This is a genomic window from Pseudoclavibacter helvolus, from assembly GCF_014191305.1.
Taxonomy (GTDB): domain Bacteria; phylum Actinomycetota; class Actinomycetes; order Actinomycetales; family Microbacteriaceae; genus Pseudoclavibacter; species Pseudoclavibacter helvolus.
On sequence record NZ_JACHWJ010000002.1, the window covers coordinates 72,176 to 88,253 of the forward strand.

Consider the following 16,078-nt stretch of genomic DNA (forward strand, 5'->3'; position numbering starts at 1 on the left):
CACTTTCCGACTCTCCCGAGGACCCCATGCCGCTGATGCTCGATAAGGCGTTCGACCCTCGGGCGAACAGCATCGGGTTTCTGCGCTGGCTGCTCGCGTTTGCCGTGATCTTCGCGCACGCCGGTCCGCTTGGCGGCTTCTACGGCGGCCACGACCTCGGTACGCAGGTGTCGTCCGAGCAGTCCATCGGCGGCGTTGCCGTCGCTGGTTTCTTCTTCTTTTCCGGCTATCTGATCACGCAGAGCAGGCGCGGGAAGTCCACGATCTTCCGCTTCTTCTGGCGTCGTGTGCTGCGCATCTTCCCTGCGTTCTGGCTGGCGCTGCTGACGACGGCCTTTGTGCTGGCGCCAATCGCGTGGTTCCAAGAAGCAGGCACGATGGATGGCTTCTGGAACGCCACCTCGCAGTCTCCGTACACGTACTTCCTCAACAACATGTGGCTCGATCTTGGGCAGCGCAACATCGCTGGCATGGGCGGCTCCCTGCCGCTGGGACAGCTGGGCGGCTTCGACTGGAACGGCTCGGCCTGGACACTCATGTACGAGTTCCGCGCCTACATCATGGTCGGCGTACTTGGGCTGTTTGGCGTTTTCTCGAACCGCATCGTCGGCGGCATCATCGCGGTTGGCATCATCGGGGTCAACTTCCTCACGTGGAGCGGCTGGGTGGACATGCTGTCGATCAGCCCGTTCCTCACGAACCCGTTTATGCCGATGTTCTTCGCCCCGTTTGCGTTTGGGATGCTGTTCGCGCTGTTCGGGGACAAGATCCCGATCGACGACCGGCTCGCCGTGCTTGCGGTCTGCGTCGCGGCGTTTACGTACGCGTCCGGCGGCTGGAACATGTGGGGTCAGTACTTCCTCATGTACTTCCTCATGTGGTTTGCCATCCGCACCCCGCGCCTCAACCGGTGGGAGAAGCACGGCGACCTCTCCTACGGCATCTACATTTTTGCGTGGCCGCTCATGCAGTTTGGCGCCTACTTCGGGCTCCAGGACGCCGGCTGGTTTGTGTACCACCTGGTCATCGCGATCGCGGCGCATATCTGCGCGTACCTCTCCTGGCACCTGATCGAGAGCCCGGCCATGAGCCTGAAGAACTGGACTCCGAAGTGGCTCGCGTGGCTGCTCGCGAAGGGGAAACCGCGTGTTGACGCGGTGAAGCGCAGGCTCGTGAACCCCGCGTATTCGTCGTCGAACTTCGCGGCACGTCTCCGCTCCGAGAACGATGGGGCGGGCGCGTGACCGCCGTTGGCCCAGGGGGCCTGCGCCCAGACGACGGCTTCACCGAGCCCAAGTCGGAGGACGGGCGCCGCACGTGGGCCCAGCGCTGGCATCGTGTGCGCCTGGTTCCGCTGATCCTCTTGGTTGTTGCCGCGCTGATCGCAACCATCACGGGCGTCGTCACGGCTCGGGATGCTGCCAAACAGGTTGTGCCGCCCGGTGCCGTGCAGGAAACGCAGACGGCGCAGCCCGTGACCGTTGAGACCTCCGCGACCCCAGCATCCACAACCTCGACTGCCGACGTGTGCGCGCCGAAGCCCGTTGACGTCGTGACCGGTTCGCCGTGGACGGGCGAGGCGAGGGAGGCGAGCGAGGCCGTCTACTCCGCCGAGCTCGCGAAGCTCGAGACCCCGCGGGTCGCGGTTGCCGGCGACGACAACTGGATGTTCTGGGGCGACATCGAGGCCAACAACTTCTCGCAGTCGCTCGGGCGGTCGTTCCTCAGCGCCGATGAGGCCGACGAGTGGGCCGGCTACTTCACCGAGCTGCGCGGCGAGCTCGACGAGCGGGACATCGACCTCGTGATCCAGGTGGTGCCTGCTGACTGGTCGGTGTACCCGGAGATGCTGCCGGATTGGGCCGAGGAGTTGCGCGGGCCCACAACGCTTGAATACTTGATCACCTCGTATCCGGAGCTGCCCATCATGGACATGCGGCAGGCGCTTCGCGACGCGAAGTCTGGTGGCCCCGTCTACGCGCCTGGCAACAGCCACTGGAGTCCCTACGGCGCAGCGATCGGCTGGGAGCAGCTGGCGGCGTGCCTCGGCTCCGTCGATGAAAAGTACGCGTCATTGAGCCCACTCGAGTTCTCGGAACTGGAACCGGTTCCCGCCGATGACTCGCAGCCAGAGCCGGGGCTTGCGCTCAGCGAAGCTCCCGTCGATTGGGCGCAGCCGGTGCTGCAGTCGCCGGCATCCAAGATGCTCCTGACCTCCGGCGACGGCACGGTGGTCGAAACAACAACGGCCGAGCGGCTCGACATGCTGGAGCTCCCCGCCATGACCGAAACCCTGGACCCGCAGTCCGAGGCGACGGCGCTCATCGTGCGCGACAGCCAGGGCAACAGCATCGGCCCCGCCTGGCAGGCGGGCTTCGCTTCGACGAAGCAGATCGGCCATAATCTTGGCTCGGCGGGCCCGCCCGCCGATATCGTTGCGGAAGCCGATGAGTTTCAGCCAGACGTTGTGGTCTTCGAGATCACCGAGCGCTACCTCAATTGGATTCCAACGCTCCCCGAGTGATCTCGGGGCGGACAGAGAAGGACACCCATGTCGACTTGCCTGATCACCGGCGGCGCCGGATTCATCGGAACCGCACTCTCCACGCGACTGCCGGAGCACTTCGACCGCGTGGTCGCCTCCGACAACCTGCACCCGCAAATTCACCCGAGCGCTGAGCGCCCGGCCGCACTTGATGAGCGCGTCGAGTTTGTGCAGGGCGACGTGACGGTGCCCGCCGATTGGGACAGGCTGCTGGCCGACGTGAAGCCAGACGTGGTCATCCACCTCGCCGCGGAAACGGGCACGGGGCAGTCGCTCCTCGAGGCGAGCCGCCACGCACGAGTGAACGTTGTTGGGACCACCGAGATGCTCGACGCCTTTGTGCGTGCGGATGCGCTCCCCAAGAAGATCGTGCTGACCTCGAGCCGCGCGGTGTACGGCGAGGGCGCGTGGGCCGACGACGAGGGGGCCGTGAGCTACCCGGGTCAGCGTTCGGCGGCGATGCTCGAGCGCGGGGAGTGGGACTTCCCCGGGCTGTCGGCGCTCCCGTTCCTCTCGTCGCGGGTTGAGCCGCGCCCGACCAGCGTGTACGGGGCCACGAAGCTCGCGCAGGAGCACATCCTGAGCTCGTGGTGCCTCTCGCTTGGGGTGACTCCGGTGCTGTTCCGGCTGCAGAACGTCTACGGGCCTGGCCAGTCGCTCATCAACCCGTACACGGGCATCGTCTCGTTTTTTGCCCAGCAGGCGAAGGCTGGCAAGACCATCCCGGTCTACGAGGACGGCGAGATCGTGCGCGACTTTGTTTTCATCGACGACGTCGCGGACGCGCTGGTTTCCGGGGTGCTGACGTCAGGCGAAAACAAGCACGCGTACGACATCGGCTCGGGTGAGGGCACCAGCGTGTTGGCGTTGGCGCAGCTCATCGCCAACTTCTACGGCGCACCGGCGCCGGTGATCAACGGGAAGTTCCGCAACGGAGACGTGCGTCACGCGTCCTGCGACATCGCGGAGGCCGAAGAGGCCTTGTCGTGGCAGCCGAAGGTGATGGTGGATGCGGGAGTGCGCCAGCTGTGCACGTGGATCGATGCGCAGGAGGGGTCCCCGGCGCTCAGCTGAGGCGGGTGCCGCGCCGCGGCCTCGCACGAGTGAACCGGTCAGTAGCATGGTGCCGTGCCAGATCTCTCCAAAGTCGCTCCTGTGACGAACACCTCTTTGGCGACCTCGGGCACAGCGGTGACCACGAAGGGCTCGTCGAACGCGGGCGCCAGAACGCAGCGCCTTGATATTCAGGTGTTGCGTGCGGTCGCGGTTGGTGCGGTGTTGTTGTATCACTTGTGGCCGAATCGGTTTACGGGTGGCTATGTCGGCGTTGACATTTTCTTTGTGATCTCTGGCTTTTTGATCACGGCGCACTTGTTGCGGCATGCGCAGGATCACGGTCGGATTTCGTTGGCGAAGTTCTGGGCGAACCGGAGCCGGCGCTTGTTGCCGATGGCGTGTGTTGTGCTGGTGTTGACGGCGGTCGCGTCGGTGGTGTGGTTGCCGGCGTCGAGTTGGGGGCCTGCGCTTCGGGGCGTGTTGGCGTCGACGTTTTATGTGCAGAACTGGAACCTTGCTGGCGAGTCGGTCAGTTACTTGGCGCGGGATTACATCGTTGGTCCGACGCAGCATTTCTGGTCGTTGTCGGTGGAGGAGCAGTTCTACATCCTCTGGCCGCTGCTGTTTGCGGCGTCGACGTGGGTTGCGGTGCGTGCGTTGCGCCGCAGGCCGCCGGTTGGTTCGAGCGAGGCTCGCGCGCACGTCACGCGGGTGGTGTTGGTTCGCCGGTACGCGCTCCTCGCGGTTGCCGCGGTTTTTGTTGCGTCGTTGGCGTATTCGTTGTGGGTGACGGCGGCTGAGCCGTCGCTGTCCTATTTCTCGACGTTCTCGCGGGCGTGGGAGTTCGCGGCCGGTGCGCTGTTGGCGGTGCTGCCTGGGAAGTTCGGGGCGGATGCGTCGAAGTTGACCTCGCTCCCGACGCGCGTGGTGGCGTCTTGGCTTGGCTACGCGATGCTGGGCGCGACGATCATGCTCCTCCCGGAGGGTGTCTCGTTCCCGGGAGCGACGGCCCTGCTTCCTGTCGTTGGTACCGTGCTGGTGATTTGGGCGGGGGATGTCCGTGGCGCGTTCACGCCAGCGCTCGTCTCGCGGATCCGCCCCGTCACGTACCTCGGCGACATCTCGTACTCGGTATACCTCTGGCACTGGCCGATCATCGTGATCCTGCCCTACGCGCTGGAGCGCAACTTCGCGACGGTTGACAAGCTGATCGTGATTGCCGCATCCATCGGCCTGGCCGCCCTCAGCAAGCCCCTCATCGAAGACCGGTTCCGCCAGGGCATGCGCTGGACCGCCACCTCGTGGCGCGGCTTTGTGCCCGGGGTTGTTGGCATGGTGGTGTCCGGGGCCGTCGCCGCCACCGCGCTGTTTGTGCTCGTGCCACCTGCGCCAGACGCCGATGACGTCTCCGAGGTCATCGCGAGCGCAGACAAGGCCACCGACCCCACCCTGCCGCTGACGCCGGACCTCTCCGTGCGGGCCGACGACCGCACGGAGATGTACGACTGCTTCGACTACTACAACGAGGGCCTCGAGCGCTGCGAGTACGGAGTGGAGGACTCCGAGGTTCGGATCGCGCTGATCGGGGACTCGCACGCGGCGCACTTCATCCCGGCCCTCATCGACATGGTGGATGCGCAGGGCTGGGCCCTGACGACCTACGTGGGTATGAACTGCGACGCCGGTCCAACTCCGCTGTGCGCCGGGGCGCAGGACACAATCGCTGGGCTGCAGTCCGGGGACTACGACCTGGTACTGGTCGGGGCCTTCCGCAACTCGGCGAGGGAGCCGGCGGAGGTCGAGGCGTACTGGACGTCGTTGGTTGAGATGGGCATGCCGCTGGTGCCGATTGTGGACGTGCCCTTCAACCCGGAGTCCACCTTCGACTGCCTGGACGAGAGTGGCGGCGACCCCCTCAAGGCAAACACGTGCGAAACGTCGCTGCAGGAGGCACTGGAAACGCACCCCGACCGGTCAAAGCCCATCGCGGACAAGCTGGGGCTGCCGGTCATCGACCTCACGGCGAGCTTCTGCACGGCGGAAGCGTGCCAGATTGTCATCGGTAACACGATTGTGTACCAGGACTCGACGAGCTCACACATGACCACAACGTTCTCGAAGACGCTGGCCGAAGACCTCACGGCGCAGGTGACGGCGCTGCTGGTCCGCGAAGGCGTACTTTAAGGCGACATTCGGATCGCGAGATCGTGCGCGGCGATTCTCGTGAAGAGTGAAGCGCACATTGAAGGCGCCTACCTCTACTGTTGTGCTGTGCCGGAGATTGTCGAACCTCACACGCAACGCCCGCTGGAGGAGGCTTCCCCGGGGCGTCGCCGCGTGCGCCTTGATATCCAGGTGTTGCGTGCCGTCGCCGTTGGTGCGGTGTTGTTGTATCACTTGTGGCCGAATCGGTTTACGGGTGGCTATGTCGGTGTCGATATTTTCTTTGTGATCTCTGGCTTCTTGATCACGGCGCACTTGTTGCGGCACGCGCAGGATCACGGCCGGATTTCGTTGGCGAAGTTCTGGGCGAACCGGAGCCGGCGCTTGCTGCCGATGGCGTGTGTTGTGTTGGTTTTGACGGCGGTGGCGTCGGTGGTGTGGTTGCCAGCGTCGAGCTGGGGTCCGGCGCTTCGTGGTGTGTTGGCGTCGACGTTCTACGTGCAGAACTGGAACCTCGCTGGCGAGTCGGTCAGCTACCTGGCGCGTGACTACATCGTTGGTCCGACGCAGCATTTCTGGTCGTTGTCTGTGGAGGAGCAGTTCTACATCCTCTGGCCGCTGCTGTTTGTCCTGACGACGGCGCTTGCGGTCCGCGCGATCCGCCGTCGCGGGAGCGCGGAGAGCCGGGGCACGGCCCTGGCCCACGTCTCGCAGGTGGTGGGGGTGCGCCGCGCCGCAGCGGTCGCCGTTGCCCTCATCTTCGTCGCCTCGTTGGCCTACTCGTTGTGGGTCACGGCCGCGGAGCCGTCACTGTCCTATTTCTCGACGTTCTCTCGGGCGTGGGAGTTCGCGGCCGGCGCGCTCTTGGCGGTGCTGCCAGGCAAGTTCGGGGCGGATGCGTCAGAGCTCACGAAGCTCCCCACCCGCGCTGTGGCGTCGTGGCTTGGCTACGCCATGCTGGGCGCGACGATCGTGCTGCTCCCCGTCGGGGTGCCCTTCCCCGGCGCAACGGCGGCGCTGCCCGTTGTTGGCACCATGCTCGTGATCTGGGCTGGGGATGTTCGTGGCGCCTTCACGCCGGCGCTCCTGTCGCGGGTCCGTCCCGTCACGTACCTCGGCGACATCTCGTACTCGGTGTATCTCTGGCACTGGCCGATCATCGTGATCCTGCCGTACGCGCTCGAGCGCAGCTTTACGACGGTTGACAAGCTGGTGGTGATTGCCGCATCCGTTGGCCTGGCCGCCCTCAGCAAGCCGCTCATTGAGGACCGGTTCCGCCAGGGCATGCGCTGGACCGCTACCTCGTGGCGCGGCTTTGTGCCCGGGGTTGTTGGCATGGTTGCGGCCGCCGCGGTCGCAGCAACCGCGTTGGTGATGGTTGTGCCCCCGGCCCCTGACCCGGATGGCGTTTCCGAAGAAATCGTGAGTGCCGCGAAGGAGACAGACCCCACCCTGCCGCTGATGCCCGACCTGGCGGTCAGGGCCGAAGACCGGGCCGGGATGTACGACTGCTTTGATACGGCGAATTCGGGCATGGTGCCCTGCCAGTACGGGCCAAAGGGGGCGGATGTCCGCATCGCGCTCATCGGCGACTCGCACGCGGCCCACTTTGTTCCGGCCCTGACCGACATGGCCGAGATCGAGGGGTGGTCGCTGACGACGTACCTCGGCATGAACTGCGACGCAGGGCCAACGCCGTTCTGCGTTGGTGGCGAGGACACCATCGCGGCGCTCGAGGAGAACAACTACGACCTTGTCTTGGTGGGAGCGTTCCGTTTCTCGGGCGGCAAGCCGGAGACGGTCGAGTCGTACTGGACCCGCCTTGTTGAACTTGGCCTGCCCCTCGTGCCGATTGTTGACGTGCCCTTCAACCCCGAGACCGCACACACGTGCCTCGACGAGAGTGACGGCGACCCGCTGGCGGCCAACAAGTGCGAGATCTCGCTGAAGGACGCGTTTGAGGTGCATCCAGACCGGTCGAAGCCCATCGCCGACAAGCTTGGGCTGCCGGTCATCGACCTCACGTCGCATTTCTGCACGGCCGAGGCCTGCCAGGCAGTCGTGGGCAACACGATCGTGTACCAGGACTCCCCAAGCTCGCACCTCACAACAACGTTCTCGCGAACCCTCGCGGAGGACTTTGGCGTGCAGATCTCGAAGATCCTCGAGGAGCGGGGGATCGGCTGAGGATGCTCGGGCCCTCCCGCGACTTAGCATGATGGCGTGCCAGGTACTCGGAGGAGCTCAACCTCGCCCGCAGTGGGCGGCGTGAACGGCTCCCGTGCACCCATCCGCCTTGATATTCAGGTGTTGCGTGCGGTCGCGGTTGGTGCGGTGTTGTTGTATCACTTGTGGCCGAATCGGTTTACGGGTGGCTATGTCGGCGTTGACATTTTCTTTGTGATCTCTGGCTTTTTGATCACGGCGCACTTGTTGCGGCATGCGCAGGATCACGGTCGGATTTCGTTGGCGAAGTTCTGGGCGAACCGGAGCCGGCGCTTGTTGCCGATGGCGTGTGTTGTGCTGGTGTTGACGGCGGTCGCGTCGGTGGTGTGGTTGCCGGCGTCGAGTTGGGGGCCTGCGCTTCGGGGCGTGTTGGCGTCGACGTTTTATGTGCAGAACTGGAACCTTGCTGGCGAGTCGGTCAGTTACTTGGCGCGGGATTACATCGTTGGTCCGACGCAGCATTTCTGGTCGTTGTCGGTGGAGGAGCAGTTCTACATCCTCTGGCCGCTGCTGTTTGCGGCGTCGACGTGGGTTGCGGTGCGTGCGTTGCGCCGCAGGCCGCCGGTTGGTTCGAGCGAGGCTCGCGCGCACGTCACGCGGGTGGTGTTGGTTCGCCGGTACGCGCTCCTCGCGGTTGCCGCGGTTTTTGTTGCGTCGTTGGCGTATTCGTTGTGGGTGACGGCGGCTGAGCCGTCGCTGTCCTATTTCTCGACGTTCTCGCGGGCGTGGGAGTTCGCGGCCGGTGCGCTGTTGGCGGTGCTGCCTGGGAAGTTCGGGGCGGATGCGTCGAAGTTGACCTCGCTCCCGACGCGCGTGGTGGCGTCTTGGCTTGGCTACGCGATGCTGGGCGCGACGATCATGCTCCTCCCGGAGGGTGTCTCGTTCCCGGGAGCGACGGCGCTGCTACCAGTTGTCGGGACCATGCTCGTCATCTGGGCGGGGGATGTGCGGGGCGCCGTCTCGCCAGCACTCCTGGGCCGGGTGAAGCCCATCGTTTACCTCGGCGACATTTCCTACTCGGTGTACCTCTGGCACTGGCCGATCATCGTGATCCTGCCCTACGCCCTCGGGCGAGGCTTCACGACGGTTGACAAGCTCGTCGTGATTGCCGCATCCATCGGCCTGGCCGCCCTTAGCAAGCCCCTCGTCGAGGACCGGTTCCGCCGGGCGTCGCGGCGCTCAGCTGCAACGTGGCGCGGGTACGTGCCTGGTGCGATCGGGATGCTCGCGGCCGGCTCCGTCGCCGCGGCGTCCCTACTCCTCTTTGTTCCCACCCCGCCTGACTCGGACGGCGCCTCCACGGTCCTGACCGGACCCGACATGGCAACCGACCCCAACGCCCCGCTGGTCCCCGGCCTGTCTGTGCGTACGGAAGACAAGGGCGGCATGTATGACTGCTTCGCCCCCTCCCACGGGCCCCTCGAACGCTGCGACTACGGCAACCCAGACGGCGAGGTGCGGATTGCCCTCATCGGCGACTCGCACGCGGCCCACCTCATCCCCGGCCTGATTGAGGCGGTGGATGCGCGCGGCTGGTCGCTCTCGACGTTTGTGGGTATGCGCTGCGATGAGGGACCGGCCGAGCTGTGCGCAGGCGCGCCCGCCACCATCGACGCGTTGCTGTCGGAGGACTTCGACCTCGTGCTTGCGGGGGGCTACCGGGCGTCCGACAGCCCGATCGAGAACGTCGAGGCGTACTGGTCGTCGCTGGTTGAGCAGGGAGTGCGGCTTGTGCCGGTTGTGGATGTGCCGCTCATCCCCGAATCCGTGTACGCATGCCTGGATGCGAGCGGCGGCGACCCGCTGGTCGCCAATCGGTGCGAGATCTCGTTCGCCGACGGTCTCGAGGCGCATCCAGACCGCGCAACCCTCCTCGCCGACCGGCTTGGCCTTTCGACGATCGACGTGACGGACCAGCTGTGCACCGCGGAGGTGTGCCAGGCGGTTGTTGGCAACCTGGTCGTGTACCAGGACTCCCCAAGCTCGCACCTCACAGCGACCTTCTCCAGGGCGCTGGCGGGGGAGTTCGGCTCGCAGATGGACGAGCTGCTGCAGGCAACCAACTGACGCGCTGACCGCCATTACCCCCTGGTTCGCAATTTCCCGGGTATTTCTTTTTGCGGCGTGTCGCGTGTTGCGTGTGCTGGTGGTCGCGCCGCCTGCCCCGCAATGGCGGGGGAGGAGCTCCCCGCCGGTGGGTCGATGTTACTTATGTGACTCATGTGAAAGTTGGGACAGGTGTGGAGTTCCGTGACGCATGTATGCATACTTGGAAACTGCTGAGCCTTCTCGGTGTACTCCGTGAATGCCCAGTGCCCAGTCGACCGACGTGTTGGGAACTCATGTTTCGCCGTACTCTTGCCATTTTTGCTACCGCAGCGGTAGCAGCCTCCGGGCTGCTCGGGCTGCAACTCATCGCCTCGAACCCGACCACGGGCGGCATCGAAGCTGCTTCTGCGGCCGACGCCAGCGCGTTCGACCCGGGCAACCTCATCAGCGATGAGAACTTCTACAACGGCAATGCGCTGTCGTCCGCCGAGGTTCAGCAGTTCCTCGTCTCGCGCAACAGCTCGTCGTCGTCGACGGCGCTGCGCAACTACACGCAGGCAACCCCCAACATGCCGGGCACGCAGTACTGCTCGGCCTACTCGGGTGCCGGTGGCGGCGAGTCCGCGGCGGACATCATCGCCAAGGTCGGGCAGGCCTGCAACTTCAGCCAGAAGGCAATGTTGGTGCTCCTCGAGAAGGAGCAGAGCCTCGTTTCGATGTCCAGCCCGACTCTCGGTCGGCTCGCGGCTGCGACCGGATTCGGCTGCCCTGACACCGCACCCTGCGACCAGAGCTACGGCGGCTTCTTCTACCAGGTCTACAACGCGGCTCGGCAGTTCCAGTACTACAAGGCCAACCCGTACAGCTTCAACCACATCCCGTTCGCGACGAACAACGTGCTGTACAACCCCAACTTCTCCTGCGGCTCGTCCGCAGTGCAGATCTCGAACTACGCGACGGCCGGTCTCTACAACTACACGCCGTACCAGCCCAACCAGGCTGCACTGAACAACATGTACGGCGAGGGCGATGGATGCTCCGCGTACGGTAACCGCAACTTCTGGAGCATGTACACCGACTGGTTCGGTGACCCGAAGGGTGCCGTGAGCGTGCCGTGGCTGGTGAAGGCCGAGGGTGACTCGCAGGTCTACTTCCTCTCAGAGGAAGTCCGCTACCCGGTGAGCGCATCCAAGGTTGCTGACTTCGCCTACGCACTCGGCGCCGTCTCGACGGTTCCGTCCTCGACCTTCGACGGCTACTCGACCGGCGTGAGCGTCGGCGAGATCCTGGTTGGCCCAGGCGGGCAGCCCTACTACATCGACGATGGGGTGTTCCGGAAGGTGCGCAACTGGGTTGTCGCAGCAGACTTCGGTTACCCACAGGGTTCCGACCTCGCGAAGATCACCCAGGAGCAGCTTGACCGCTTCAAGAACGGCGGACCGCTCGAGAAGTTTGTGCAGAACCGTAGCGGCCAGATGTTCTTCATCGAAGGCACCACCAAGCGCGAGGTCGCGGACATCGCGCAGCTCGGCACCGAGGGTTACTACATCGGAACGACGAAGCTCAAGGACGACAAGATCGACTTCCTGACCGAGGGGGAGCCGCTGCTCAGCCCAGGCGCTGTTGTCGAGAACCTCGAGGGCACCTCAAAGGTTGTGCTCGACGAGAAGTTTGTGGCGCACCCGGTTCCCGCGGCGCTCACCAACTTCAACGCGTTTGAGCCGACCGGCACCTTCGGTGCGGCCTTCGACAGCCTCACCGAAGGGGAGCCACTCTCCGCAGAGCCCCTCGTGACCGACGGCTCCTCGTACTACGTCCAGACGGACGGCGGACTCCTCGGGGTTCCCGCCTCCACCTACGGCGCGTCGAAGTTCGTGACTGTCTCGCCCGAGATCCTCGGGGTGCTTGGCAAGAACGGCGCCGTCTACGGTGCACACTTCGTGCAGGAGGAAGACTCCTCGAAGTACAACCTCGTGGTGGGCGGCGAACGCGTCGAATTCTCCTCGAAGGCAGACGTTGAGGCCGAGGCCAGCAAGCGCGGCATCTCCGACACCGTCTACACGGTGCTGGAAGGCACGCTCGAGGGCATCGACACCGGCAACGGCATCACCAACGGTGCGCTCCTCAAGAGCCCAAGCAGCGACGACCTGTACGTCCTCGACGGCGCTCACCTGACGAGCATCGCGTCACTGGAACTGGCGAAGGACATGGGCTTCGGCTCGGCGCCCTCCGTTATCACGCAGGCCTCGTTCGACCGCATCCCGGTCAGCGACACGGTGATCACCTCGAACGCCGTCCGCTGCGGCGACACCGCCTACATCTCGACGAAGGGGCAGGCGCACGCGCTCACCCCTGAGCTCGAAGCGAGCTACGGCCTCGAGTTCACCTCGATCTCGAGCCAGCTCTGTGGGGTGCTCCCCGTCTCCGGCGATGACATGACTGAGTTCATCCGCGCCGCCAACGGCAAGATCTTCCTGGTCTTCGAGGGCGAGCGACGCCACATCCCGTCAGACGAGCTCCTCGACGCACTTGGCGCACGGGAACGCGGCATCATCGCCGTCTCGGACAACTTCGCGGCGAGCACCAAGCGTGGCGAGCAGTTGACCGAGGTGCCTGCCGGCTACGGCACGCCGACGGCAACGCCGACGCCAACCGCGACACCAACGCCGACGGCTACAGCGACCGCTACACCGACGCCAACGGCCACACCAACGCAGACGGCAACGCCGGAGCCAACAACTTCGGTTGAGCCAACGGTCTCCGTCGAGCCGACGCCAACGTCGACGGCCACACCAACTGGCACGCCAGAGCCAACGGAGACGGTTGCTCCAGAGCCAGCGGTGCCGCTCACCGCAGGTGAGGTCATCACGAACCGCGCCGGTACCGGCACGTGGGTTGTGAACGGTGACCAGCTGCTGCAGGTTGGCTCTCCCGAGGTTGCCGCCCAGCTTGGCCTCGACATCAGCAACCCGCGCAGCGTGCCAAACGCAAACTTCGCGGAGTTCGGTGAGAAGACAGCACCGCTGTACACCTCGGCAGTGACGGTCGGCGGCGTCTCGTACATCGGAGTCGACGGGGAGCTTGTGCCCTTCGCGACACCGGAGCACGCCGCGGCGTTTGGCCTCGAGTTTGCACTCATCTCTCCCGAGGTTGGTGCGGGACTCACCGTCTCGGCCACCGCAGAGCCCATCACCGACCGGGTCTTTGGCCCTGACGGCAAGCTCTACCTCGTGAAGGACGGCGTGCTGCACCCGATCGACCCGTCGCTCGCCTCGCCGACCGTGACGCCCACTTCCACCGAGGAAGCGGAGCCCACGACGGAGGAGCCAGCTCCGACGGAGACGACGCCGGCCGAGAGCGCCCCGGCGCCCGAGAGCACGGTCGGTGTCGACGGCAACCCGACGGCACGCCCGGACGCAACCGAGTCGGCTTCGGCCGAACCCACGGAAACGCCGGCCGAGACGCCAAACGAGACCCCAGCTGAGTCTCCAGCCGCCACGGCTGACGACGAGGCCGAGGCTGAGCCGACGCCGACCAGCGAGCCGACAACGTTCACCCTGTCCCGTGAGCTCTTCTCCACGTTCCGCATCGGAGAGCCTGTCGCCGGCTAGCCGGTGACGGCCAGGCGCTCAGGCGCCAGGCAGCACACGCAGAACGACCCCCGCTTCGGCGGGGGTCGTTCTGCGTTCGCCCGCGCTGCGTTCGCCCGTTCTGCGTTTGCCCGCGCTGCCGCCGACGCAGACCTGGGCCTCGCGCATCCGTTCCCTGTCATCCGGATGCGCAACCCCCAAGTCTGCAGAAGACGCCACAGGCGGCCGGGCTCCGTGAGCGGCCTGCCAGCGGATGCGCTCGGCTAACGCAGAAGGACCCCGCCGCGGCGGGGTCCTTCTGGTGTAAAGCGCTAGTGACTTACTGGCCTGGGAGCTTCGCGATGACGTGTGAGTCCATGGCGAGGAGTCCCTCGAGCGCAAACGGGTTACCGAAGTGCACGGCAAACCGGTACGAGCCGGTGAGGCTGTCGATGGGAGTAGTGCTGTTGTCGCGCCACACTTCGGCGTTCAGCACGTACTCGCCTGGTGCAAGCGCGAGGCCCTCCAGGTGGAAGTCCATGTGGCCCTGACCCGGCTGGACGGTCTCCGGCTGCCAGCCGAGCTGCTTGATCGACGTGCTCCAGATGCGGACGCCCTCAAGCGTCTCGATCGCGAGCTTGAAGTTGGGGCGCTCGACCATCTTGCGTGCCTCGAAGTTGAGGCGCACAACGGGCGATTCGCCCGTCTTGACCTCGTTCTTCGAGACGCCCTCGGCGCTCAGCATCTCAATGCTGTCGATGTAAAGCTCGCCGCTGCCGTGGCGCTGCCCGCCGCCGTCGATCGTCTCCGTGACGTTGCCAGAGTCGCGGTACTTGTCGACGATGGCCGTTGCTGGGCCAACCTCCTGCAGCTCCCCGTACTCGAGCCAGGCGGCGCGGTCGCAGAACTCTCGCATGCCTTCCAGGCCGTGCGAGACAACAACAACGGTGCGTCCGCTTGCCTTGAAGTCGGTGAACTTCTCGCGGCACTTCGCCTGGAAGTCCATGTCGCCGACGGCGAGGACTTCGTCGACGAGGAGCACGTCGGGTTCCGTGTGGATCGACACGGCGAAGCCGAGGCGCACGTACATTCCGCTCGAGTAGTTCTTGACCGGCTGGTCGATGAACTTCTCGATGCCGGAGAAGTCAACGATCGAGTCGAAGCGCTGGTCGATCTGCTGCTTGGACATGCCAAGGATCGCGCCGTTCAAGTACACGTTCTCGCGCCCCGTCAGCTCTGGGTGGAACCCGGAACCAACCTCAAGCATGGCGGCGATGCGCCCGCGGGTCGTGATGCTGCCAGACGTGGGGGTGAGGATGCCCGCGATGCACTTCAGGAGGGTTGACTTCCCGGAGCCGTTGCGGCCCATGAGTCCGAAGGTGCCACCTTCCGGCACCTCAAACGAGACGTCGTCGAGGGCCTTGAATTCCTCGTACAGCGCCCGTCGTCCCTTAAGCACGGTCGCCTTGAGCGACTGGTTCCGGTCCTTGTAGATACGGAACGACTTCGAGATGTTGTTGACGTCGACTGCTGTGCCGGCCATTAGAGCTCCTCCACGATGTTCTTCGAGAAACGCCTGAAGACGAGGATGCCGATTGCAAGCATCACAACAGCCCAAGCGCCGATGTACAGCCAGTCGGCCAGTTCGGGCACCTTGTAGTCGTAAATGATGTTCCTGATGGCCTCGAGCATGCGCGCCGTCGGGTTCAGTTCGAAGATTTTGAGCAGCGGGAACCGCTCGCCGAACGGGCGGAAGCCGTCGTCGAAGAGCTTCTGCTCCGCACCGGCGACCATCGTGAGCGGGAACATGACACCGGATGCGTAGAGCCACAGCTGCGTGAGGATGCCCCACAGGTGCTCGATGTCGCGGAAGTAGATGACGGTCACCGACAGGATGAGCCCAAGACCGAGCACAAACATGATGATGAGCACGATCAACGGAAATATGAGTGGGAAGTACATGAGCCCGCGGAAGCTACCGACAAAGCACATGATGAGCGTGATGACGGTGATCTCGATCAGGTAGGTGAAGGCGTTGGCCAACATCTTCGAGAGCGGAAGCACCCAGCGAGGGAAGTAGACCTTGCGGAGCAGGTCAGCGCTACTGAGCAGCGACCCCATGCCTCCGTTGACGCAGTTGGAGATGAAGCCCCAGCTGACGACGCCGATACCGATCCAGAGCGGGAAGAAGTGCACGCCCGAGTTGATGCCCGGTGCTGCAGTGATGTTGAAGAGCAGGCCGAAGACCAGCGAGAAGGTCGCGATCTGAGCGAGCGGGTTGATCAGCGACCACAGACGACCGAGCACGGAACGCTTGTATTCCGAGCGGATCTCTCGCAGCGTCAGGTTGATCAGCAAGTTGAAGGTGAGTCCGAAGTTCGGAGACCCCACCTGAACGGCCTTTGACATTGTCCTCCGCACGCTTATGAAACTTGCCCCGGCCAGGGGCTGGCCAAGACTAACACCCGCT

The 16,078-nt window shown here is 64.8% G+C and carries 9 protein-coding genes; 7 read left to right on the plus strand and 2 right to left on the minus strand.

Features of this window, described 5'->3' with window-relative positions; translation table 11 throughout:
* Nucleotides 1-26 precede the first annotated feature (26 nt).
* From FHX72_RS07340 to FHX72_RS07370, 7 genes are all read left to right on the plus strand, one after another.
* Nucleotides 27-1,244 carry an acyltransferase family protein gene (locus FHX72_RS07340; RefSeq protein ID WP_068493722.1) on the plus strand — a complete coding sequence of 406 codons (1,218 nt, stop codon included), beginning with the start codon at nt 27-29 and terminating at the stop codon, nt 1,242-1,244.
* Nucleotides 1,241-2,524 (plus strand): alginate O-acetyltransferase AlgX-related protein, encoded by a 1,284-nt coding sequence (locus tag FHX72_RS07345; protein WP_068479679.1) that lies wholly within the window; start codon nt 1,241-1,243, stop codon nt 2,522-2,524. Before FHX72_RS07340 ends, FHX72_RS07345 begins: the two co-directional genes overlap by 4 nt.
* 27 nt (nt 2,525-2,551) lie before the next feature.
* Nucleotides 2,552-3,619: an NAD-dependent epimerase/dehydratase family protein gene (locus FHX72_RS07350; protein WP_068479681.1), complete on the plus strand. Its 1,068-nt coding sequence runs from the start codon at nt 2,552-2,554 to the stop codon at nt 3,617-3,619.
* Between the two features lie 174 nt (nt 3,620-3,793).
* Nucleotides 3,794-5,785 carry an acyltransferase family protein gene (locus tag FHX72_RS07355; protein WP_338110100.1) on the plus strand — a complete coding sequence of 664 codons (1,992 nt, stop codon included), beginning with the start codon at nt 3,794-3,796 and terminating at the stop codon, nt 5,783-5,785.
* 171 nt (nt 5,786-5,956) lie between these two features.
* Entirely contained in the window at nt 5,957-7,951 is a 1,995-nt protein-coding gene (locus tag FHX72_RS07360; protein WP_338110101.1) for an acyltransferase family protein, read from the plus strand.
* Between the two features lie 120 nt (nt 7,952-8,071).
* Complete coding sequence (locus tag FHX72_RS19625; RefSeq protein ID WP_338110102.1) at nt 8,072-10,057, plus strand: acyltransferase family protein; 1,986 nt, start codon at nt 8,072-8,074, stop codon at nt 10,055-10,057.
* Between the two features lie 275 nt (nt 10,058-10,332).
* A complete protein-coding gene (locus FHX72_RS07370) occupies nt 10,333-13,650 on the plus strand; it encodes a hypothetical protein (protein WP_068477316.1) in 3,318 nt (1,105 codons plus the stop codon).
* Between the two features lie 298 nt (nt 13,651-13,948).
* Here FHX72_RS07370 and FHX72_RS07375 read toward each other — a convergent pair whose 3' ends face one another.
* Both FHX72_RS07375 and FHX72_RS07380 read right to left on the minus strand, forming a co-directional pair.
* A complete protein-coding gene (locus tag FHX72_RS07375) occupies nt 13,949-15,151 on the minus strand; it encodes an ABC transporter ATP-binding protein (RefSeq protein ID WP_156475534.1) in 1,203 nt (400 codons plus the stop codon).
* Nucleotides 15,151-16,017 (minus strand): ABC transporter permease, encoded by an 867-nt coding sequence (locus FHX72_RS07380; protein ID WP_183624141.1) that lies wholly within the window; start codon nt 16,015-16,017, stop codon nt 15,151-15,153. Before FHX72_RS07380 ends, FHX72_RS07375 begins: the two co-directional genes overlap by 1 nt.
* Between the last annotated feature and the right edge of the window lie 61 nt (nt 16,018-16,078).